This is a genomic window from Vibrio sp. TRT 17S01 (assembly GCF_050113695.1).
Classification (GTDB): domain Bacteria; phylum Pseudomonadota; class Gammaproteobacteria; order Enterobacterales; family Vibrionaceae; genus Vibrio.
This window is the reverse complement of record NZ_JBNJOG010000010.1, coordinates 20,072-40,640: the sequence shown is the minus strand read 5'-3', so window position 1 is coordinate 40,640 and position 20,569 is coordinate 20,072. Positions and strand designations below refer to the sequence as shown.

The following is a 20,569-nucleotide window of genomic DNA, read 5'->3' as shown; positions in this document are numbered from 1 at the left end:
GAGCTCATATGAGTGAACTAGCTACAGCTCAGCCAGAGGTGATGGTAATAGAAACAACGCCGGAGGTTATTGCGATTGCTGACCGATTTGATCCATTTGATAGCGTGGCAACAATTACGTTTGGCCGTGAATCCTTGGAGGAAATTACCGCGTTTTCGGATTCAATTTTAAATCAGGTTCGGGTTAGAGATAGCGGAGAGGCTGGCGATATTCTACAGGCAATGGTTTCTTCGATGGACAGTAGTGCGTTTGAGCAACTTGGCGAGCGCAGCTTGCTTTCACGGCTTCCTCTGATTGGAGAAATGTTTGACTCGTTCAAAAAGTTCTCTACCAGTTTTGACTCAGTAAAGAATCAGCTAGATAAATTGGCTGACCGTTTACAGGGGCAAGAAGTGAAGTTGGCTCATGATATCAACCAGCTTGATGAGCTTTACCAACATAACTTGGAGTTACTTTATGGGCTAGAGCAGTATATAGCGGCTGGTCGATATAAGTTAACTCAGCTTAATGAAGAGGTATTACCTAATCTGTTAGCTAAATCTGAACAGAGTGCAGATGCCTTGGATGCTCAGCGCTATCGTGATGCGACACAAGCCGTCGCAAGATTAGAAAAGCGAGTACATAACTTAGAATTGACACGACTGGCCGCTATTCAAACAGCACCTCAGATCCGCTTATCTCAAGAAGGGAACAAGATGTTGATGGAAGATATTCAAGATATCGTCCATAACACTTTCCCATTATGGAAACGCCAGTTTTTAATCGCGATTTCCAACTATGAGAAAGAAAAAGCTCTGCAAGTAACACGCGCAGTGAAAGACTATACCAACAAACAGTATGTGAGAAATGCTGAGAAGCTTAAGGTGCTAGAAGAGCAAATTGCTGAAAACTATCAGCGTGGCATTTTGGATTTAGAGTCACTACAAACCGTCAATAAACTCACTATAGAGACCTTGAGCAATACCCTTTCTAGAGTAAAAGAGGGAAGGGAGCAGCGTGAGAAGGCTCAACGTGTGATTGAACAGGCGGAGCAAGAATTGAAGTCAGCTCTACAGCAATCATTCGAAAGCTAATTATAATAATGAGCACTAATCAACCGCCATTGATTCTTATTTAGTAGAGCAACCACAGAGCAGGAGTTTTAATATGGACTTGAGTGAAAAATTAGGCGCTATTTTAAAAACTCAGGGTTTAAGCATGACCACGGCAGAGTCTTGCACTGGCGGTGGTGTATCTACTGCAATAACAGATATAGCAGGCAGCTCAGCGTGGTTTGATCGAGCATTTATCACCTACAGTAACGAAGCCAAAATGGAAATGTTAGGAGTGAGAGCTGAAACGCTTCAAGAGTATGGTGCGGTGAGTGAAGAAACCGTTCTTGAAATGGTCCGTGGCGCTGTTTCTCATTCTAATGCGAATATTGGTGTTTCTATAAGTGGGGTTGCAGGGCCAGGAGGTGGCTCAATCGATAAACCTGTAGGAACGGTTTGGTTCGCTTGGGCTGATGATTGTGGTTGGCAGCACTCCGCTCTATATCACTTTGAAGGTGACCGAGCGCAAGTGAGGAAACAAGCAGTACACGTAGCGCAAGAAGTACTGTATAACGAGCTGACTCACCGACGTTGATGAAATAAAAATATTTATAAATCAAGTTGATATAGTTAGATTATAAAAAAAATAGAGTTAACTATAGACACTGTATGAATCAACAGTATAATGGCTTTTATTGATTGGACAGGCTGCGCCCTGATTCAGAAAAGAACTTAAATATCATCAGTAACTTGATGAGATGTTTGGAGAAAGTAATGGACGAGAACAAACAGAAAGCGCTCGCCGCTGCGCTAGGTCAAATTGAAAAACAATTCGGTAAAGGCTCAATTATGCGCCTTGGTGACAACCGCGCAATGGACGTAGAAACGATTTCTACTGGTTCACTTTCTCTTGATATTGCTCTTGGTGCTGGTGGCCTGCCGATGGGGCGTATCGTAGAGATCTACGGTCCAGAATCATCAGGTAAAACAACACTAACACTTGAATGTATTGCTGCAGCGCAAAAGCAAGGTAAAACTTGTGCGTTTATCGATGCAGAGCACGCGTTAGATCCTGTATATGCGAAGAAGCTTGGTGTTGATATTGATGCGCTATTGGTTTCTCAGCCAGATACAGGTGAGCAGGCGCTAGAGATCTGTGACGCACTAGCTCGTTCAGGCGCTATCGACGTTATGGTTGTCGATTCAGTAGCTGCTTTAACACCTAAAGCGGAAATTGAAGGCGAAATGGGTGATAGCCACATGGGTCTTCAGGCTCGTATGCTTTCTCAAGCAATGCGTAAGCTAACAGGTAACTTAAAACAGTCTAACTGTATGTGTATCTTCATCAACCAAATCCGTATGAAGATTGGTGTGATGTTCGGTAACCCAGAAACAACTACAGGTGGTAACGCACTTAAGTTCTACGCGTCAGTTCGTCTTGATATTCGCCGTACAGGTTCAATCAAAGAAGGCGATGAAGTTGTTGGTAACGAAACTCGCATCAAGGTTGTGAAGAACAAGATTGCTGCACCATTTAAACAAGCTGAAACACAAATTCTATATGGTCAAGGCTTCAACCGTGAAGGTGAATTGATTGACCTAGGTGTTAAACACAAGCTAATCGAAAAAGCGGGTGCTTGGTACAGCTACAATGGTGACAAGATTGGCCAAGGTAAAGCAAATGCAGGTAAGTTCCTACGTGAAAATACGGAAGCTGCAAAAGCTATTGACGCTAAACTGCGTGAAATGTTGCTTTCACCAGCAGAAATCCAGCCGGATGACGCGGAACTAGGCCAAATGCCAGAGCAAGAAGAGCTATAAGCTGAATCCTCTCTTTTCAAAGCCCTGCACTTGCGGGGCTTTGTTATATCTATCCTACCTACCATCGAGATTATGTTCCAACGTAAACCCCCGACGCTATCGAGTAAAGAAGCTGCAATGCAGTTACTTAGCCGCCGTGATCATGGTGAATATGAACTGTATCAGAAGCTGATTTTAAAAGGCTATGAGCAAGAAGCGATCGAGGAGGCTGTTAATTTCTGCCTCGACCACAACTATTTAGATGATCTACGTTACGCTAAAAGCCAAATTCGCCAACATGTCTACAAAGGGCATGGTGAAAGAAGGATCCGTCAAGAATTGAATCAAAAACGTGTTGCTGACCATGTGATTGATAAAGCGATGCAAGAGGAGTCACAGGACTGGTTTGAGTGTGCAAAGTTAGCTGCAGAGAAGAAATTCAAAGGAATAAGAGCCAAAGATCAAAAAGAGTACGCTAAACAAGTGCGTTTTTTGCAATATCGAGGCTATACATTTGAGCAAATCGAATATGCGCTGAGCTTTGATGAACAGGAATAAGGGATGCTCAAAGTTGTTATATTTTGATTTGTCACGAAAACCATTCTTAATGTGCTCTTTTCCACAAGAAAGCTAGTCGTAGCTGATTGCTTGATCTACAATACGGCAAAATTCTAACTCGACTATTTTCAGGAAGAGCTGCATGTACATGAGCACTGATGAGGTTCGTAACGCGTTCCTCAAGTTCTTTGAGAGCAAAGGACACCAAATCGTAGAAAGTTCATCGTTAGTACCGCATAACGACCCAACCCTGCTATTCACAAATGCAGGTATGAACCAATTTAAAGATTGTTTCTTAGGTTTAGAAAAACGCGCTTACACACGAGCAACTACGGCTCAACGCTGTGTACGTGCGGGTGGTAAGCACAATGACCTAGAAAACGTTGGTTTCACGGCTCGTCACCATACTTTCTTTGAAATGCTAGGTAACTTTAGCTTTGGCGACTATTTCAAAGAAGATGCGATTGCGTTTGCTTGGGAATTCCTGACTGAAACGCTTAAATTACCTGCAGAGCGTCTACTCGTAACAATTTATGAAACGGACGATGAAGCATTCGATATCTGGAACAAGAAAGTAGGTGTTCCAGCAGACCGCATCATCCGCATCGGCGACAAGAAAGGTGGCAAACCATACGAGTCAGACAACTTCTGGCAAATGGGTGACACTGGGCCTTGTGGTCCATGTACTGAAATCTTCTACGATCACGGTGAGCACATCTGGGGTGGCCGTCCTGGTACACCTGAAGAAGATGGTGACCGTTTCATCGAGATCTGGAACAACGTATTCATGCAGTTCAATCGTCACGCAGACGGCACTATGGAACCGCTACCAAAACCATCGGTAGATACGGGGATGGGTATTGAGCGTATCTCTGCGATCATGCAAGGCGTTCACTCAAACTACGAAATCGATGTATTCCAAACTCTGATCAAAGCAGCCGCTGAAGTGATCGGTTACGAAGATCTATCAAACCAATCGTTACGCGTTATTGCTGACCACATCCGTTCATGTTCATTCCTGATCGTTGATGGCGTTATGCCTTCAAACGAAGGTCGTGGTTACGTTCTACGTCGCATCATCCGTCGTGCAGTTCGTCACGGTAACAAGTTGGGTGCAGAAGGGGCATTCTTCCACAAACTGGTTGGTGTACTAGCAGATATCATGGGTACGGCTGGCGAAGAGCTGAAGCGTCAACAAGCAGTGGTTGAAAAAGTACTGCGTATTGAAGAAGAAAACTTCGGTCGTACACTTGAGCGTGGTATGGCGATTCTAAACGAAGCGCTAGATAACCTAGACGGTAAAGTGCTAGACGGCGAAACCGTATTCAAACTTTACGACACTTACGGCTTCCCTGCTGACTTAACTAACGACGTTGCACGTGAGCGAGAGTTCGCAATCGACGAAGAAGGTTTCGAAAAAGCGATGGAAGAGCAGCGTCAACGTGCGCGTGAAGCAGGTAATTTTGGTACTGACTACAACGCAGCAATCAAAGTTGATACGCAAACAGAATTCTGTGGTTATACAGGTACTAAAGGCTCTAGCTCTGTAGCAGCGATGTTTGTTGAAGGTAATGAAGTCGATTCACTATCTGCAGGCGACAAAGCAATCATTGTACTTGGTGAGACACCATTCTACGCTGAGTCAGGTGGTCAATGTGGTGACGCTGGTGAAATCCGCACTGAGTCTGGTGTATTTCGTGTTGAAGACACTCAAAAACTAGGTAACGCAATCGCACACCACGGCGTAATGGCGGAAGGCGTGCTAGCGAAAGGTGACGAAGTAGCAACTATCGTTGACGCAGAGCGTCGCGCAGCTATCTCTCTAAACCACTCAGCAACGCACTTGTTACACGCAGCACTGCGCCAAGTTCTTGGTGAGCATGTAACGCAGAAAGGCTCACTAGTGAAGGCTGACAGCCTACGTTTCGACTTCTCACACCTAGAAGCGGTAACCGCAGCGGAACTGAAAGAAGTTGAGCGTCTAGTCAACGCACAAATTCGTCGTAACCACGTGATTGAAACCAACGTGATGGACATTGAATCCGCGAAGAAGAAAGGCGCAATGGCACTGTTCGGTGAGAAGTACGACGACGAAGTGCGCGTACTGTCTATGGGCGATTTCTCGACTGAGCTATGTGGTGGTATCCACGCTTCAAGCACTGGTGACATCGGTCTATTTAAGATCTCTTCTGAAGGTGGTATCGCGGCAGGTATCCGTCGTATTGAAGCAGTAACGGGTGAAGGAGCGCTAGATGCAATCGAAGCTCAAGCGGCTAAGTACGAAGAGAAACTGGCTGAATCTGCACAGAAAGCGAAATCTCTTGAGAAAGAAATTCAGAAACTGAAAGACAAGATGGCTGCTGCAGAAAGTGCAAACATCATGGGTAAAGCTCAGGAAATTAACGGTGTTAAAGTGCTGATCGCTGGTATGGAAGGTGCCGATAGTAAAAATCTACGCACTATGGTTGATGACATCAAGAATCAAATGGGCAGCGGTGTTGTTATGTTGGCAAACGTCAATGATGGCAAGATTGGCCTGATTGCTGGTGTTACCAAAGATCTGATCAGCAAAGTGAAAGCGGGTGACCTTGTTAAGATGGTTGCTGAACAAGTCGGTGGCAAAGGCGGTGGTCGTCCAGATATGGCGCAAGCAGGTGGTACCGATGTTGCGGCGCTACCTGCGGCGATTCAGTCTGTACAGCCTTGGCTAGAAGAACGCCTATAATTACTTAAAACACAACTTACGCTCAATCAATGTTTTTGATTGGGCGTAATTTTTTATGGTAACCAAGTGGTTTAATTGACCGTATTTTAACCAGGTCATTTACGCTGCTTGGTTTTTGTTGTAACGGCCACGTATATAATCGCAACCAACGTAATATGGGTGGTTCGAATGAGACTTTGGTCTTGGGAAGGTGAAGACTGGTGAAAAAGCCCCTTATCGTGCAAAAGTTTGGCGGAACCTCTGTGGGTTCAATTGAAAGGATCCATCAGGTCGCTAAACACATCATTAAGGCGAAAAATGATGGCAATCAAGTTGTCGTTGTGGTGTCTGCTATGTCAGGCGAAACAAATCGACTCATGGAGCTCGCTAAGCAAATCGATAGCGTTCCAACGGCTCGAGAACTTGATGTTTTGCTCTCTGCTGGTGAGCAAGTGTCGATGGCACTACTCGCAATGACGCTCAATAAATTGGGTCATGCTGCGCGCTCACTTACCGGAGCACAAGCGAATATTGTGACGGACAATCAACACAATGACGCGACGATTAAACATATTGATACCTCGATAATTGATGAATTATTAGCGTTAGATCAGATAGTGATAGTCGCAGGTTTTCAAGGGATCAATGAAAAAGGGGACATCACCACACTTGGCCGTGGTGGTTCCGATACTAGTGCAGTGACGTTAGCGGGTGCATTAGGCGCAAAGGAATGCCAGATCTTTACTGATGTCGATGGCGTATACAGTTGCGATCCTCGAGTCGTCGAAAATGCGGCGAAACTTGATGTCATCGACTTCCCTTCTATGGAAGAAATGGCACGTAAAGGGGCTAAAGTATTACATTTGCCTTCAGTCCAATTTGCTTGGCAAAACAAAGTGCCATTGCGAGTTCTATCTACATTTGATAGCAATGCAGGTAGCTTGGTGACAGGAGAGCAATGCCAGCGCGCTGTGTGTGGTTTGGCGATTCAACGTGACATGAGCCTTATAAAGGTCAGTTCAGACCACCTGTCTAATGTGAAAAAACAATGCCAGTTGTTAGGTATACGCATATGGAATGTGATCGAACATCCAGAATGGACAGGCATTATTATAAAACAAGATGCTTGTGCCAAATTGGCTCTGGTTTTCAGCGATAAAATCCGTAATAGTGAGTCTTTAAGTTTGCTAACTGTTGTTGGTTTGCGAGCTGAAGAATTGGTAGAGCGTTCATGTGAGTTATTAGAAGAGCAGGGGATCCAAGTAGGTCATGTTGCTCAGAAAAAACAGTCATTGATGTTCGCCTTGTTGCCTGAATGCGTCGATAAAGCGGCCAATATTCTTCACGATGCGTATATAACATCTAATGAAGTAAAAGATTATCAACAAAAACATGCGTTTTTAGGTTAGACTCCCGCAACAATTGAGTTTACGAAAATATAACTTTTGTTGGATAATAGCTTCGTAGCAAGATAAATCAGAGATTACTCAAGGAGCAAAAGAATGCTAATTTTGACTCGCCGTGTTGGCGAAACCCTAATGATTGGTGATGAAGTTACAGTAACGGTACTTGGTGTTAAAGGTAACCAAGTACGTATCGGCGTTAATGCTCCGAAAGAAGTATCTGTTCACCGTGAAGAGATCTACATGCGCATTCAAGCAGAAAAAGGTAATGGTAACACTGCTTCTGGCAACTACTAATTACAGAAAAAGGCTGACTTCGTGTCAGCCTTTTTTCTTTGTTTATTCGGCATATTAATTGTGAAAAGAGTGATTTCGCATCGCTTTGATTAAATAGCCAACGGTTGGCGTTTTTTTTCCGATTTTTGCCAAGAAAATGTTTGACATATTTTTGGTAAATCGTAATATGTGCCTCCGCAAGACGGTGAGGTGGCCGAGAGGCTGAAGGCGCTCCCCTGCTAAGGGAGTATGCGGTTTGTAGCCGCATCGAGGGTTCGAATCCCTCCCTCACCGCCATTCTTGCAATCGCTTTTGAAACAAAAGCATAGCGCGCTCGTAGCTCAGCTGGATAGAGTACCTGGCTACGAACCAGGCGGTCGGAGGTTCGAATCCTCCCGAGCGCGCCATATTCCCTTACCAGGGACTGAAACGGTGAGGTGGCCGAGAGGCTGAAGGCGCTCCCCTGCTAAGGGAGTATGCGGTTTGTAGCCGCATCGAGGGTTCGAATCCCTCCCTCACCGCCATTAATTGGCCATTGGTCAATTTTTTTGTTTCAAAGCTAAAGAAATGTGATATATTTCACACCTTGCGCGCTCGTAGCTCAGCTGGATAGAGTACCTGGCTACGAACCAGGCGGTCGGAGGTTCGAATCCTCCCGAGCGCGCCATTATTTAGTTTGGTAAGTTTTACAATTTATTGAACACCCCGTGCGTCCTTAGCTCAGCTGGATAGAGTACCTGGCTACGAACCAGGCGGTCGGAGGTTCGAATCCTCCAGGACGCGCCACTCTTTAGGTTTCCCTTCATATGAGCGGAATCCTGATATTGACAATGTTGATATCGAAACATTGCGCGCTCGTAGCTCAGCTGGATAGAGTACCTGGCTACGAACCAGGCGGTCGGAGGTTCGAATCCTCCCGAGCGCGCCATTATTTAGTTTGGTAAGTTTTACAATTTATTGAACACCCCGTGCGTCCTTAGCTCAGCTGGATAGAGTACCTGGCTACGAACCAGGCGGTCGGAGGTTCGAATCCTCCAGGACGCGCCACTCTTTAGGTTTCCCTTCATGTGAGAGGAATCCTGATATTGACAATGTTGGTATCGAAACATAGCGCGCTCGTAGCTCAGCTGGATAGAGTACCTGGCTACGAACCAGGCGGTCGGAGGTTCGAATCCTCCCGAGCGCGCCATTTATATAAAGCCTCGCAATTTTGTGAGGCTTTTTTATTAACATCTGTTTATCATTTTGTTTACTTTGAAATTACAATTCATTGTTTAATAAAGTAAATTCTAAGAAATATTAAGCCTCTCGCAACAATCCCTTCATAGTTAGACTAACGTCGAAAAACACTCAGTTATTTGTACTTAAAATCATTCATATTTCAGAGTTATGTGATTTGTGTGACGAATATTTCCTTAAAAGTGTGCAATTTTATCAAGACTGCTTTAAACAAAATTGACAAAGTTTAACCAATCGAGATAATCCTAGACCACTTGTCGGGATCAATCTGCTGAATTCCTGTACACAGTGGTTCCCTTACTAGGGTGTTGTCAGGATGACAAAGAAAGGAAGCAAAAATGGAAAATATTGGAAGCCTGCTAGTAGATGCAGCCGCCATGATGTTCACCGGAATGGCTGTTGTGTTTATTTTCCTAACTATTCTCGTCTATCTCGTTCGGTTGATGTCGAAGCTGGTACCAGAAGAAGTGCCAGAACCGATCGTTGCCCCAAATCAAAATAACAAAGTTCAAACTAAATCTTCTGCTGTTAGCCCGAAGGTAGTTGCGGCTATTTCCGCAGCGGTGCATCAATATCGTACCTCTACCGCTAAATAGCATTTGAAAAAGGATTAAAAGGAGTTAATGAGCATGTCTAAACCACTAGCTTTAACGGATGTGGTCCTTCGTGATGCCCATCAATCACTGTTTGCAACTCGTATGCGAATTGAAGATATGTTACCGATCGCTGCAGAGTTAGATAAGGTCGGTTATTGGTCGCTAGAAACCTGGGGTGGCGCGACGTTTGATGCCTGTATTCGATTCTTGGGAGAAGACCCTTGGGAGCGTTTGCGTGAGCTTAAAAAAGCGATGCCAAATACTCCAATGCAAATGCTGCTGCGTGGCCAAAACTTACTTGGATATCGTCACTATGCTGATGATGTTGTCGAAAAGTTTGTTGAGCGTGCGCATGCCAATGGTATGGACGTATTCCGTATTTTTGATGCAATGAATGACGTTCGTAACTTCCAAAAAGCAGTGAAAGCTGCCGTTGACGTCGGTGCACATGCTCAAGGGACGCTGTCATATACAACGAGCCCGGTTCATAACGCTGATACTTGGGTGGATTTAGCAAAGCGTCTTGAAGATCTTGGTTGTCACTCATTATGTATTAAAGACATGTCAGGGCTGCTTAAACCTTATGAAGCAGAAGAGCTGATCACTCGTATTAAGGCATCATGTGATGTTCCGCTTGCACTTCACTGTCACGCGACAACTGGACTGTCGACAGCGACGGCAGTCAAAGCTGTGGAAGCTGGAATTGATATCCTTGATACAGCTATTTCTTCGATGAGTTGTACTTACGGGCACACACCAACCGAAACGGTAGTTGCTATGTTGCAAGGTACAGAGCGAGACACCAACCTTAAATTGGATCAATTAGAACCAATTGCTGCTTATTTCCGTGAAGTTCGTAAAAAGTACGCGAAATTTGAAGGGCAACTGAAAGGTGTCGATTCGCGTATTCTTATTGCTCAAGTTCCCGGTGGTATGCTGACAAATATGGAAGGGCAGCTAAAAGAGCAAGGTGCCGCCGACCGTCTTGATGAAGTGCTGGAAGAGATCCCTCGCGTCCGCAAAGATCTTGGTTATATTCCTCTCGTGACACCAACGTCACAAATTGTTGGTACTCAAGCAGTGATCAATGTACTGACCGGTGAGCGCTATAAGAGTATTACCAAAGAAACCGCTGGCGTATTGAAAGGCGAATATGGTGCTGCGCCTGCAGAAGTTAATGCAGAACTACAAGCGAAAGTTCTTGATGGTGGGGAAGCCATCACTTGTCGTCCGGCTGATCTTTTGCAAGATGAATTAGATAACCTAACCACCGAGCTGCTTGAAAAAGCAAAAGCGGAAAGCATTTCTTTGGCTGAAGAAACGGTTGATGATGTTCTAACTTACGCTTTGTTCCCTCAAGTAGGGCTTAAATTCCTGAAAAATCGCCATAACCCAGAGGCGTTTGAACCTGCTCCAGGCAAGGAAGAACCTATAGCTCCTGCCATCCAGGTTGCTGAGGGCGGAATTGAAACCTACAGCGTTAAAGTAGATGGGCAGGTTTATGATGTTGAAGTGGGACCTCAAGGACAGTTAACGTCTGTTTCCCCTGCAACAAAATCCACAGAACAAGCACCAGCGCCTGCTCCAAGTGGTAACAGTGAAACTGTACCGGCTCCTCTTGCTGGCAATATCTTTAAAGTCAATGTGGCGAGTGGTGTGGAAGTTGCGGAAGGGGATGTCCTACTGATTCTTGAAGCGATGAAGATGGAGACAGAAGTTCGCGCGGCGCGTGGTGGTATTGTTCAGGATCTTCATGTGAAAGAAGGGGATTCTGTCACAGTCGGTTCGCCACTTCTGAGCTTGGCATAAGGGAGTAGCATGGACGGATTATTAACTCTATGGTCGGAGACTGGTCTTGCTAACTTTGAGCTTGGTCAACTGTGTATGATCTTCGTTGGTTGTGTACTATTGTTCCTTGCGATTCGTAAAGGCTTTGAACCCTTATTACTACTGCCTATTGGTTTCGGGGCTATTTTGGCAAATATCCCAGTGGTCGGGCTTGCGAACAGTGCAGTACTTAACGCTATCTATTCTGGTGACGTTAAGCTACTGACAGAGTTTGCTTCGATCCTTGGTGCTTCTGATATATCTGCCGATGTACTCAGAGTGGCTTATAAGGCTGCCGAGCAGGAGCAGCTTGTATTGCTAGAGCAACTTGCTCACAGTGCCAAGTTCACGGATGGTACGTTATACACGTTTTATAACGTTGCCGTTGCTTCTGGTGTAGCGCCACTTCTGATCTTTCTAGGAGTAGGTGCGATGACAGACTTTGGTGCTCTCATCGCGAACCCTAAAACCTTATGGTTAGGTGCTGCGGCGCAATTTGGTATTTTTGCTACCCTGTTTGGTGCCATTCTGTTGAACTACATTCCTGGTATGGAATTTAGTATGCCCGACGCTGCATCGATTGCGATCATTGGTGGTGCAGATGGACCGACAGCTATTTTCTTAGCAAGCAAACTTTCGCCGGACTTACTGGGTGCGATTGCAGTTGCGGCGTATAGTTATATGGCTCTTGTACCAATTATCCAGCCACCAATCATGAAAGCACTGACCTCTCCTGAAGAGCGTAAGATCCAAATGGCTCAATTGCGTCATGTAGGGAAAATGGAAAAAGTGCTCTTTCCTCTCGCAGTACTAATGATGGCTATCCTTTTCCTACCATCGGCTACGCCGCTTGTTGGTATGTTCTGCCTTGGCAACTTAATGCGAGAAGCTGGTGTTGTTGATCGTCTTTCAAAGACGGCCCAAAATGAGCTGATTAATATTGTCACGATTTTCCTTGGCTTGAGTGTTGGTTCAAAACTGCAAGCAGCAGAATTCTTGAACATAGAAACTCTTGGTATTTTGGCCCTCGGAGCTGTTGCCTTTAGTATTGGTACTGCTGGCGGTGTATTGATGGCCAAGTTGCTTAATAAGTTTTCTAAAGAAGACATTAACCCACTTATTGGTGCAGCAGGGGTGTCTGCTGTACCAATGGCAGCTCGTGTGGTCAACAAAGTTGGCCTTGAAGCGAACCCTCAAAACTTCTTATTGATGCATGCGATGGGGCCAAACGTTGCCGGGGTATTAGGGTCGGCAGTCGCGGCAGGTATTTTGCTTGCGTTGGTTGGTTAATCTGCGAACAAGTAATTAACTTTAAACCAAGAAATGGTATATATTCAAAGGGATGCTTCATGCATCCCTTTTTACATGAACAGGGAAATACTCATAATGGAAAACAAACAAATCGCAATAACACAGTTTGGTAATGCTGATGTTTTGGCTATTCAGTCTTCCCCAATCCCCGAGCCTAAAGCTGGTGAAGTATTGGTGAAAGTTGCTTTTTCAGGCGTTAATCCTATTGATGTAAAAACACGAGCTGGCTTAGGTTGGGCTGCGTCACAAAACAAAGATAAGCTTCCATGGGTCCCTGGCTATGATATTGCGGGGGAAGTGATCGCAACAGGTGAGAGTGTGGCGAAGTTTCAAGTGGGTGAATGTGTCGCTGGCTTTGTCGGCTTTCCACTGCAAGGGGGTGGGTATAGTCAATATGTTTGTGTCGCAGAAGCTGAACTGAGCCTTGTCCCGGATTCCGTCACACTTGAGGCCGCAGCGGCATTACCGCTCGCTGGACAAACTGCTGTACAAGCTCTGGATAAGGCTGCAGTTAAAGAAGGTGAACGAGTGCTAATCTTGGCGGGTGCTGGCGGTGTTGGACACCTTGCCGTTCAAGTTGCCGTTGCTGCAAAAGCAGAAGTCTTTACAACGTGTAGTGAAAGCAATCTAGACTACATGGCAACCTTAGGTGCTCATGCTGTCAACTATCAATTTGCCCCTGTGTCAGAGCGTGTAGAGGATGCGGATGTGCTAATTGATCTAGTTGGGGGGGATGCCGCATTAGATGCCTTGAAATGTCTTAAAGATAACGCAAGAGTTGTCACCGTTCCGACGTTAACTGCAGAATTGATTTGTGAAAAAGCAAAGCTACTGGGTTTTGATGCGACTGGCATGCTGGTTGATCCAAGTCCTGAGCAATTAGATACCATGCTTTATATGGTAAGCGTGGGGATCTTAAAAACGGAAATCCAACAGGTTTATCCAATGAAAGACGTTTCACTCGCTCACCAGCAAATAGAAACAGGACATACGCGAGGCAAGATCTTGCTTGATATGCAATGTTAGAGGCATTTAATGCCGCCTTCCAAACCGTTGCTCTATGGTTTTCTGACTCAGCTCTCTGGGTCTTATTTTTGACTGGCTTTCTCAGCGCTACCTTATTACCGGGTGGTTCTGAGGCCGGACTGATTGCGACGCTCAATCTTAATCAATACAGCACACTCGATATTATCCTGATGGCAACTTTGGGCAATACCTTAGGAGGGATGACCAACTATTGGTTAGGACTTTGGTTGCCAAATCGAACTCAAGATGAAAAACATGGTCATAAAGCAATGCAATGGTTAAGTCAGTATGGTTACTGGACGTTGTTTTTCAGTTGGTTACCCATTATTGGTGACCCACTATGCCTAGCGGCGGGATGGCTTCGAATGCGTTTCTGGCCCTGTTTACTTTTCGTTTTGGTAGGCAAAGCCTTCCGCTATAGTTTGCTTGCAGCAATGTTTTTTGGTTTTTTCTAAGGAGATGTCATGAGATACATCTGGTTAGGTGCGTTTTCTGTTTTCGCCCTATACGGTTGCTCCGCCACGTCAACACCATCGGTGCCTTTTTTTTCCTCCCTACCGGAAGGTGTCACTTTAATTGAGGATGTAAAAGCCCTACCTGGTAAAGCCTCCATTCCTTATTCAAAGTATCGTTTAGATAATGGCTTAACGGTGATTTTGTCTCCGGATAACTCTGATCCTTTAGTGCATGTAGATGTGACCTATCACGTGGGCTCTGCCCGCGAAGAGATTGGCAAATCAGGCTTTGCTCATTTTTTCGAACATATGATGTTCCAAGGCAGCGAGAACGTGGGTGACCAAGAGCATTTTCGACTTATCACTGAAGCGGGAGGGACGTTAAATGGCACAACGAATCGTGATCGTACCAATTATTTCGAAACCGTGCCCTCAAACCAATTAGAAAAAATGTTATGGCTTGAATCTGATCGGATGGGTTTTTTGCTCGATGCGGTATCGCAGAAAAAATTCGAAATACAACGTGATACTGTCAAGAATGAGCGTGCTCAAAATTATGATAATCGCCCGTATGGATTGATGTGGGAAAAGATGGGAGAGGCGCTGTATCCTGAAGGTCATCCTTATTCATGGCAGACAATTGGTTATGTAGAAGATCTTGATCGTGTTGATGTTAATGACCTGAAAGCGTTCTTCCTTCGTTGGTACGGGCCCAACAATGCTGTGCTGACTATTGGCGGTAATATCGACGTTGATCAAACCTTAGAGTGGATCAATAAGTACTTTGGTTCCATTCCTGAAGGGCCAAAAGTAGAGAAAGCGCCAAAACAACCAACGACATTGAAACAAGATCGATATGTGACGCTAGAAGATCGAATTCAGCAGCCGATGGTGCTGCTGGGGTGGCCGACGAAGTATAACGGCCATGACAGCCAAGCGACACTGAACGCATTAGCCAATGTGCTGGGTAATGGGGCAAACAGCCTGCTTTATCAAAAACTGGTGAAAACACAGAAAGCGGTGGACGCAGGTGCATTTCAAGATTGTGCTGAACTCTCTTGTACTTTCTACGTTTATGCCATGGGGCCATCAGGAGAAAAAGGCAAACTTGCGCCCTTGTATCAAGAGCTGATGCAAACGCTGAATGACTTCGAAAAAACAGGGGTAGATAAAGAACGCCTTGAGCAGATCACGGGTAGCGCCGAAGCCAATGCCGTATTTGCTTTGCAAAGTGTACGCGGCAAAGTTAGTCAATTAGCTTCGAATCAGACGTTCTTTGATCAACCTGATCGCCTTCAAACGCAGCTTGAGCAGATTCGAGCAGTGACACCTGGATCGGTAATGCAAGCGTATGAGCAATACGTTAACGGTCACCCTAAAGTCACATTAAGTGTGGTCCCGAAAGGCAAGAAAGATTATGCCGTGAAGCCAGCGGATTATGTCACGCCGCCCCGCGATTTACCTCAGTACCAAAAGATCAGTGATGATCAGCTTGCCTATCGACGAGCAGACGATGACTTTGATCGCTCTGTCATGCCTGAGGTGGCTGACGGCGTTAAGGCTCATATGCCCAAGCTCTATAACATTTTTTTTGATAACGGTGCTGAATTACTAGGTACGGTTTCAAATGAAACGCCAACTGTTCAGCTAGAGATCCGTTTCCCCGCAGGTGAGCGCTATGTCGCGAAAGGCAAAGAGGGGCTTGCTAATCTAACCGCTTCTCTGATGCAAGAAGGAACGACAAAACATAGCCTCGAGCAGTTGACCGCTGAATTAGACAAATTAGGCAGTTCTGTTTCTGTGAATGCAGGAAGCTATACCACAAGCATCTCAGTGTCGACGTTAGAGAAAAACCTAAAACCGACTTTAGATATCGTGGAAGAAGTGTTGTTTAACCCTGCATTTAACCAAGTTGATTTTGATCGCGTGAAAAAGCAGATGTTGGAAGGCGTTGTCTATCAGCATCAAAAACCAACGTGGATGGCATCGCAGGCAACACGTGAAGTCTTATTTGGTGATGCCGTTTTTGCTCGCTCGAGTGATGGTTCTATGGCGTCAATCCAAGGGCTCACTTTAGCGGATGTGAAAGCTTTTTATCAACAGCACTATACTCCGCAGGGAGCGCAGGTTGTAGTTGTTGGAGATATCTCCAAGCGTGATATCAAAAAGCAGCTGGCCTTTATTGATAACTGGAAAGGAGAAGCTGCTCCATTGCTTCGCCCTCAAATTGTTAAACCTTTGCAAGGGCAGAAAATCTTTTTAGTCGATAAACCCAATGCACCACAGAGTGTCGTTCGAATGGTACGTCAAGGTTTACCTTTTGATGCAATCGGAGAGACTTACCTTAGCCAACTTGCGAATTTTAATTTAGCTGGGAACTTCAACAGCCGCTTAAACCAAAATCTACGTGAGGATAAAGGCTACACCTATGGGGCCAGTGGTTATCTGGCGGCAAACCGAGAAATTGGTGCCATTGTGTTTAATGCCCAAGTGAGAGCCGATGCAACCATTCCGTCAATTAAAGAGATGCGTAAAGAACTTGAGACATATAGCCAATCGGGTATGAATGCAGAAGAGATGAAATTTTTACGCCTTGCCGTCGGTCAACAAGATGCGCTTAAGTATGAAACACCTTCGCAAAAGGCTCTATTGTTAAGTTCTATCCTGACCTATAACTTGGATGAAGATTATCTTAAGCAGCGTAATGAGATTGTAGACACGGTAAGTAGAGACACTCTAAATGTATTAGCTAAGAAATGGTTTAACCCCAATGACTACCAAATTATTGTGGTAGGGGATGCGAAAACGTTAAAGCCGCAATTAGAAAAGTTGCAGATTCCCGTAGAAGAGCTTGAAATCATCCGTTAGAGTACACATAAATTAGAGCAAAAGCAGAAGGTGCTTGTTCACCTTCTGCGATTATAAGCCAGTAAGAAGCGCGTTGCTTCTTACCCCAGATATAGGCGACCGCATTTTGACTGATTTTGCTGCGCGACTTGAGCGAGTTGCACGTAATCCGGAAATATTCAAACAGTTTGGCCGTGGTGTTGAGCGTGAAACATTGCGCTATCACCAAGATGGCTACCTGGCACAAACACCGCACCCTAAGGAGCTAGGTTCGGCGTATTCAAATCAATGGATTACAACGGATTTTTCTGAATCGCTGCTGGAATTTATTACACCAGTATCCAACGACATTGATGAACTTCTTTCGCAGTTAGAGGACATTCACCATTTTACTCAAACCAAATTGGGTGAAGAAAAAATGTGGCCTCTTTCTATGCCTTGCTTTGTCGGAAGTGAAGACGATATCAATCTAGCGCAATATGGAAGCTCAAACTCAGGTCGAATGAAAACCTTGTATCGTGAAGGGCTTAAACGCCGCTACGGTAGCTTGATGCAAATCATTTCCGGGGTGCACTTTAACTTCTCTTTTCCTGAAAGTTTTTGGGATGGCTTATTAGGAGAGCAAGGCGAAGCTGAGCGGGCAGAAGCTAAATCGACTGCATACTTCGCATTGATCCGCAATTACTACCGTTTTGGTTGGTTGATCCCGTATTTCTTTGGTGCTTCTCCTGCACTTTGCTCTTCCTTCATCCAAGGTCGAGATACAAAACTGCCTTTTGAAAGTGTTGGAAAAACACTCTACCTGCCAAAAGCCACGGCTTTAAGATTGAGCGACCTTGGTTACACCAATAGTGCACAAAGTGTTTTGAAAATTGGTTTCAATAGCCTTGAACAGTATTTGGATGGGCTCAATAAAGCCATCCGCACACCATCCGAAGAGTTTGCTGAAATTGGTGTGAAAGTTGACGGTGAATATCGTCAACTGAATAGCAATGTCTTGCAGATTGAAAATGAACTTTATGCGCCTATTCGTCCTAAACGCGTAGCCAAGAGTGGTGAGAAGCCTTCAGATGCGCTCGCAAGAGGTGGCGTTGAATACATAGAGGTTCGTTCTCTTGATGTGAACCCATATAGTGCTGTAGGCATCAGTGATGAACAAATACGCTTCTTAGATCTATTTTTAACATGGGCCGCTTTGTCAGACTCAGAGCCAATGGACGATTGTGAACTTGAGTGTTGGCGACAAAACTGGAATAAAGTCATTATCGAAGGACGTAAGCCCGGCCTTGAACTTCAGATTGGTTGTAAAGGCGAAGTTCTCACACTTCAAGCATGGGCAAAACGCGTATTTGTTGAGTTGACGCAAGTTGCTGAGCAAATGGATAAGGCGAATGGCGGTTCGGCATACCAGAGTGTTTGCTATAAATTATTAGAGTGGATTGATAACCCCGAGCTTACGATTTCAGGGCAACTTCTTGAAGACACTAAAAAGCTAGGCGGTTTAGGTAAAGTGGGGTGTGCGTTTGGCAAAGAGTATCGTCAGAAGCATCTCGCTCACCAATATAAAACTTACTCTCAAGCTGAAATGGAACAAGAAGTTGAACGCTCTGTTACTGCACAACAAGCGGTTGAACAAGCAGATACACAAGGCTTTGATGAGTTTTTACAAGACTACTTCGCTTATTTAAAAGAGTAACCACTGCGTGAAAGCTGCCCAAACCCTTTCAATACTATTTGGTGTCGCCATCTTAGCGGGATGTGCGACAGCCCCCCCTAAAAAGCAGTCTAATATTTGTGAAATATTCCGTGAAAAGCCGGGATGGTATGACGATGCACTAGACATGAAAAAAGAGTGGGGGACACCTATTCATGTAGCAATGGCTTTCATAAAACAAGAAAGCAGCTTTAAGCATGACGCTCGTCCTCCTAGAGATTATCTACTGGGTTTTATCCCGTGGGGGCGAGTCAGCAGCGCGTATGGTTATGCACAAGCACAAGATCCTGCTTGGGAAGATTTCCAAAAAGCGACACGACATGGTGGTTCACGAACAAGTTTTGATGATTCCATCATGTTTGTAGGTTGGTATACCAGTGAAACTCAGAGGCAACTTGGGGTTTCAAAGTGGGACCCATACAATCAATACCTCGCCTATCATGAAGGAAGAGGTGGCTTTAAGCGCAAAACGTACAACTCGAAACCATCACTATTGCGAGTAGCGCGCAAAGTTGAGCAGCAGGCAAAAGATTATGGTTGGCAGTTGAAGCAATGCCAACAAGAATTGGAAGATAACAGAAGCTGGTTCTTTTAATCAGTAGGAGAAGGATAATGCCATTACTTGATAGTTTTACCGTTGACCACACACGAATGAATGCACCCGCAGTTCGTGTAGCAAAGACCATGACCACGCCAAAAGGCGATACCATAACGGTATTTGATTTACGTTTTACTCAGCCAAATAAAGACATCCTTTCTGAAAAAGGCATTCATACGCTTGAGCACCTTTATGCTGGCTTTATGCGTAATCACTTAAATGGGGACTCAGTAGAGATCATCGATATTTCGCCTATGGGGTGTCGTACTGGGTTCTACATGAGTTTGATTGGTACGCCTTCAGAGCAAAAGGTTGCTGAAGCGTGGCTTGCGGCAATGCAAGACGTACTGAAAGTTGAAACTCAGAACAAGATCCCTGAATTGAATGAGTATCAGTGCGGTACAGCAGCAATGCACTCATTAGAGGAAGCGAAAGCGATTGCAACGGCCATTATTGATGCCGGCATTTTAGTGAATAAAAATGACGAGCTGGCACTGCCGGAGTCAATGCTAAAAGAGCTGCGTGTAGACTGAGTTTCTAACGGTTAATAAAAAAGGAAGGCTTAGCCTTCCTTTTTTATTGCGCCTTAGGTAAAACCACGACCTGAGTTTTTGCCCATATGTCATGAAATCCCCGTTTTTGAGGATCAAAAGGTACGGTTAAGTTGGCCAAGCCAAACCCTGATGTTGCAATGCGAATCATAGCTTGAGTCACACTTATTGGGGTGCCATCGGCATTTCGTATCTGAAGCTTCCAAGCTCGCATTCCTAATGTTTGGCCAGCTCGAGTCCAGAAAAAAACAAAGAAATAAATCCAAACGGCGGCTAGGTAGAAAGTATAGATTGGGCTCCATATTGGATGGTTAGTTAAGAAGTCACTGACATCTTCATAAGGTGCGGCAGTGAACAAGCCCATAGCGATAAGTGCATGCAGCAGAGCAATAACCAGCCCCGCGGCCATCATTTCAATGGCAATAATGATCAGACCATCATAGAAAAGAGCCCCTAAACGACGAAATAAGCCTGCTGGTGGAAGTGAGTGAGTATTAGACATAAAACTGCTTACCTAAATCAAGATGAGCGTCAGGATATAGGCTGGATCCAGTTCTGAAAAGAGAGCTAACGCACAGTGTCTCAATTTGTGGCGAAATTATCAGCAAACAATTGGCTTTTAAAGCTTTTATG

17 protein-coding genes and 8 tRNA genes are annotated in these 20,569 nt (G+C 45.0%); 24 read left to right on the top strand and 1 reads right to left on the bottom strand.

Translation table 11 applies throughout. The annotated features are described in order from the left end of the window. The first annotated feature begins 8 nt into the window (after window positions 1-8). The 24 genes from ACQEXS_RS15460 to luxS all read left to right on the top strand — a co-directional run bounded on the left by ACQEXS_RS15460 (window position 9) and on the right by luxS (window position 19,918). Window positions 9-1,073 carry a toxic anion resistance protein gene (locus tag ACQEXS_RS15460; RefSeq protein ID WP_427014427.1) on the top strand — a complete coding sequence of 355 codons (1,065 nt, stop codon included), beginning with the start codon at window positions 9-11 and terminating at the stop codon, window positions 1,071-1,073. A 73-nt stretch (window positions 1,074-1,146) separates the two neighbouring features. Next, window positions 1,147-1,626 carry a nicotinamide-nucleotide amidase gene (gene pncC / locus ACQEXS_RS15455; protein ID WP_427014426.1) on the top strand — a complete coding sequence of 160 codons (480 nt, stop codon included), beginning with the start codon at window positions 1,147-1,149 and terminating at the stop codon, window positions 1,624-1,626. A 179-nt stretch (window positions 1,627-1,805) separates the two neighbouring features. After that, complete coding sequence (gene recA / locus ACQEXS_RS15450; protein WP_367988119.1) at window positions 1,806-2,852, top strand: recombinase RecA; 1,047 nt, start codon at window positions 1,806-1,808, stop codon at window positions 2,850-2,852. A gap of 72 nt (window positions 2,853-2,924) precedes the next feature. Then, on the top strand, window positions 2,925-3,389 hold the full coding sequence (gene recX, locus ACQEXS_RS15445) for a recombination regulator RecX (RefSeq protein WP_427014425.1): 465 nt from the start codon (window positions 2,925-2,927) through the stop codon (window positions 3,387-3,389). 142 nt (window positions 3,390-3,531) lie between these two features. Continuing rightward, window positions 3,532-6,114, top strand: a complete 2,583-nt coding sequence (gene alaS, locus ACQEXS_RS15440) for an alanine--tRNA ligase (RefSeq protein ID WP_427014424.1) — start codon at window positions 3,532-3,534, stop codon at window positions 6,112-6,114. Window positions 6,115-6,314: 200 nt separating this feature from the next. Next, on the top strand, window positions 6,315-7,502 hold the full coding sequence (locus ACQEXS_RS15435; protein WP_427014423.1) for an aspartate kinase: 1,188 nt from the start codon (window positions 6,315-6,317) through the stop codon (window positions 7,500-7,502). A 93-nt stretch (window positions 7,503-7,595) separates the two neighbouring features. Beyond that, window positions 7,596-7,793, top strand: a complete 198-nt coding sequence (csrA, locus tag ACQEXS_RS15430) for a carbon storage regulator CsrA (RefSeq protein WP_006963114.1) — start codon at window positions 7,596-7,598, stop codon at window positions 7,791-7,793. A 183-nt stretch (window positions 7,794-7,976) separates the two neighbouring features. Next, window positions 7,977-8,069, top strand: a tRNA-Ser gene (locus ACQEXS_RS15425). Between the two features lie 33 nt (window positions 8,070-8,102). Next, window positions 8,103-8,179 (top strand) — tRNA-Arg (locus ACQEXS_RS15420). Between the two features lie 24 nt (window positions 8,180-8,203). Continuing rightward, a tRNA-Ser gene (locus ACQEXS_RS15415) sits at window positions 8,204-8,296 on the top strand. A 66-nt stretch (window positions 8,297-8,362) separates the two neighbouring features. Then, window positions 8,363-8,439: transfer RNA gene (locus ACQEXS_RS15410), tRNA-Arg, on the top strand. A 42-nt stretch (window positions 8,440-8,481) separates the two neighbouring features. Continuing rightward, window positions 8,482-8,558: transfer RNA gene (locus ACQEXS_RS15405), tRNA-Arg, on the top strand. Window positions 8,559-8,623: 65 nt separating this feature from the next. Continuing rightward, window positions 8,624-8,700, top strand: a tRNA-Arg gene (locus tag ACQEXS_RS15400). 42 nt (window positions 8,701-8,742) lie between these two features. Further along, a tRNA-Arg gene (locus tag ACQEXS_RS15395) sits at window positions 8,743-8,819 on the top strand. 65 nt (window positions 8,820-8,884) lie between these two features. Continuing rightward, window positions 8,885-8,961 (top strand) — tRNA-Arg (locus ACQEXS_RS15390). Window positions 8,962-9,349: 388 nt separating this feature from the next. Continuing rightward, complete coding sequence (locus ACQEXS_RS15385) at window positions 9,350-9,607, top strand: oxaloacetate decarboxylase subunit gamma (RefSeq protein ID WP_367988123.1); 258 nt, start codon at window positions 9,350-9,352, stop codon at window positions 9,605-9,607. 33 nt (window positions 9,608-9,640) lie between these two features. Further along, window positions 9,641-11,416, top strand: a complete 1,776-nt coding sequence (gene oadA, locus ACQEXS_RS15380; protein ID WP_427014422.1) for a sodium-extruding oxaloacetate decarboxylase subunit alpha — start codon at window positions 9,641-9,643, stop codon at window positions 11,414-11,416. Window positions 11,417-11,425: 9 nt separating this feature from the next. Beyond that, window positions 11,426-12,724, top strand: coding sequence for a sodium ion-translocating decarboxylase subunit beta (locus ACQEXS_RS15375; protein WP_367988125.1), 1,299 nt, complete (start codon window positions 11,426-11,428; stop codon window positions 12,722-12,724). Between the two features lie 96 nt (window positions 12,725-12,820). Continuing rightward, window positions 12,821-13,771 (top strand): NADP-dependent oxidoreductase, encoded by a 951-nt coding sequence (locus ACQEXS_RS15370; RefSeq protein ID WP_427014421.1) that lies wholly within the window; start codon window positions 12,821-12,823, stop codon window positions 13,769-13,771. Next, window positions 13,765-14,226, top strand: a complete 462-nt coding sequence (locus tag ACQEXS_RS15365; protein WP_367988127.1) for a YqaA family protein — start codon at window positions 13,765-13,767, stop codon at window positions 14,224-14,226. The genes ACQEXS_RS15370 and ACQEXS_RS15365 overlap by 7 nt, the downstream gene beginning before the upstream one ends. A gap of 9 nt (window positions 14,227-14,235) precedes the next feature. Continuing rightward, window positions 14,236-17,094 carry a M16 family metallopeptidase gene (locus ACQEXS_RS15360; protein ID WP_427014420.1) on the top strand — a complete coding sequence of 953 codons (2,859 nt, stop codon included), beginning with the start codon at window positions 14,236-14,238 and terminating at the stop codon, window positions 17,092-17,094. Between the two features lie 106 nt (window positions 17,095-17,200). Next, window positions 17,201-18,769, top strand: a complete 1,569-nt coding sequence (gshA, locus tag ACQEXS_RS15355; protein WP_427014499.1) for a glutamate--cysteine ligase — start codon at window positions 17,201-17,203, stop codon at window positions 18,767-18,769. A 7-nt stretch (window positions 18,770-18,776) separates the two neighbouring features. Beyond that, a complete protein-coding gene (locus tag ACQEXS_RS15350; protein ID WP_427014419.1) occupies window positions 18,777-19,382 on the top strand; it encodes a hypothetical protein in 606 nt (201 codons plus the stop codon). Window positions 19,383-19,399: 17 nt separating this feature from the next. Then, window positions 19,400-19,918 carry an S-ribosylhomocysteine lyase gene (gene luxS, locus ACQEXS_RS15345; protein WP_427012160.1) on the top strand — a complete coding sequence of 173 codons (519 nt, stop codon included), beginning with the start codon at window positions 19,400-19,402 and terminating at the stop codon, window positions 19,916-19,918. A 43-nt stretch (window positions 19,919-19,961) separates the two neighbouring features. Here luxS and ACQEXS_RS15340 read toward each other — a convergent pair whose 3' ends face one another. Further along, on the bottom strand, window positions 19,962-20,438 hold the full coding sequence (locus tag ACQEXS_RS15340) for an RDD family protein (RefSeq protein ID WP_427014418.1): 477 nt from the start codon (window positions 20,436-20,438) through the stop codon (window positions 19,962-19,964). Window positions 20,439-20,569 lie beyond the last annotated feature (131 nt).

Coding starts and splice junctions, on each gene's coding strand:
- ACQEXS_RS15460 (WP_427014427.1), top strand. CDS start 9: ATGAGTGAACTAGCTACAGCTCAGCCAGAGGTGATGGTAATAGAAACA.
- pncC (WP_427014426.1), top strand. CDS start 1,147: ATGGACTTGAGTGAAAAATTAGGCGCTATTTTAAAAACTCAGGGTTTA.
- recA (WP_367988119.1), top strand. CDS start 1,806: ATGGACGAGAACAAACAGAAAGCGCTCGCCGCTGCGCTAGGTCAAATT.
- recX (WP_427014425.1), top strand. CDS start 2,925: ATGTTCCAACGTAAACCCCCGACGCTATCGAGTAAAGAAGCTGCAATG.
- alaS (WP_427014424.1), top strand. CDS start 3,532: ATGTACATGAGCACTGATGAGGTTCGTAACGCGTTCCTCAAGTTCTTT.
- csrA (WP_006963114.1), top strand. CDS start 7,596: ATGCTAATTTTGACTCGCCGTGTTGGCGAAACCCTAATGATTGGTGAT.
- ACQEXS_RS15385 (WP_367988123.1), top strand. CDS start 9,350: ATGGAAAATATTGGAAGCCTGCTAGTAGATGCAGCCGCCATGATGTTC.
- oadA (WP_427014422.1), top strand. CDS start 9,641: ATGTCTAAACCACTAGCTTTAACGGATGTGGTCCTTCGTGATGCCCAT.
- ACQEXS_RS15375 (WP_367988125.1), top strand. CDS start 11,426: ATGGACGGATTATTAACTCTATGGTCGGAGACTGGTCTTGCTAACTTT.
- ACQEXS_RS15370 (WP_427014421.1), top strand. CDS start 12,821: ATGGAAAACAAACAAATCGCAATAACACAGTTTGGTAATGCTGATGTT.
- ACQEXS_RS15365 (WP_367988127.1), top strand. CDS start 13,765: ATGTTAGAGGCATTTAATGCCGCCTTCCAAACCGTTGCTCTATGGTTT.
- ACQEXS_RS15360 (WP_427014420.1), top strand. CDS start 14,236: ATGAGATACATCTGGTTAGGTGCGTTTTCTGTTTTCGCCCTATACGGT.
- luxS (WP_427012160.1), top strand. CDS start 19,400: ATGCCATTACTTGATAGTTTTACCGTTGACCACACACGAATGAATGCA.
- ACQEXS_RS15340 (WP_427014418.1), bottom strand. CDS start 20,438: ATGTCTAATACTCACTCACTTCCACCAGCAGGCTTATTTCGTCGTTTA.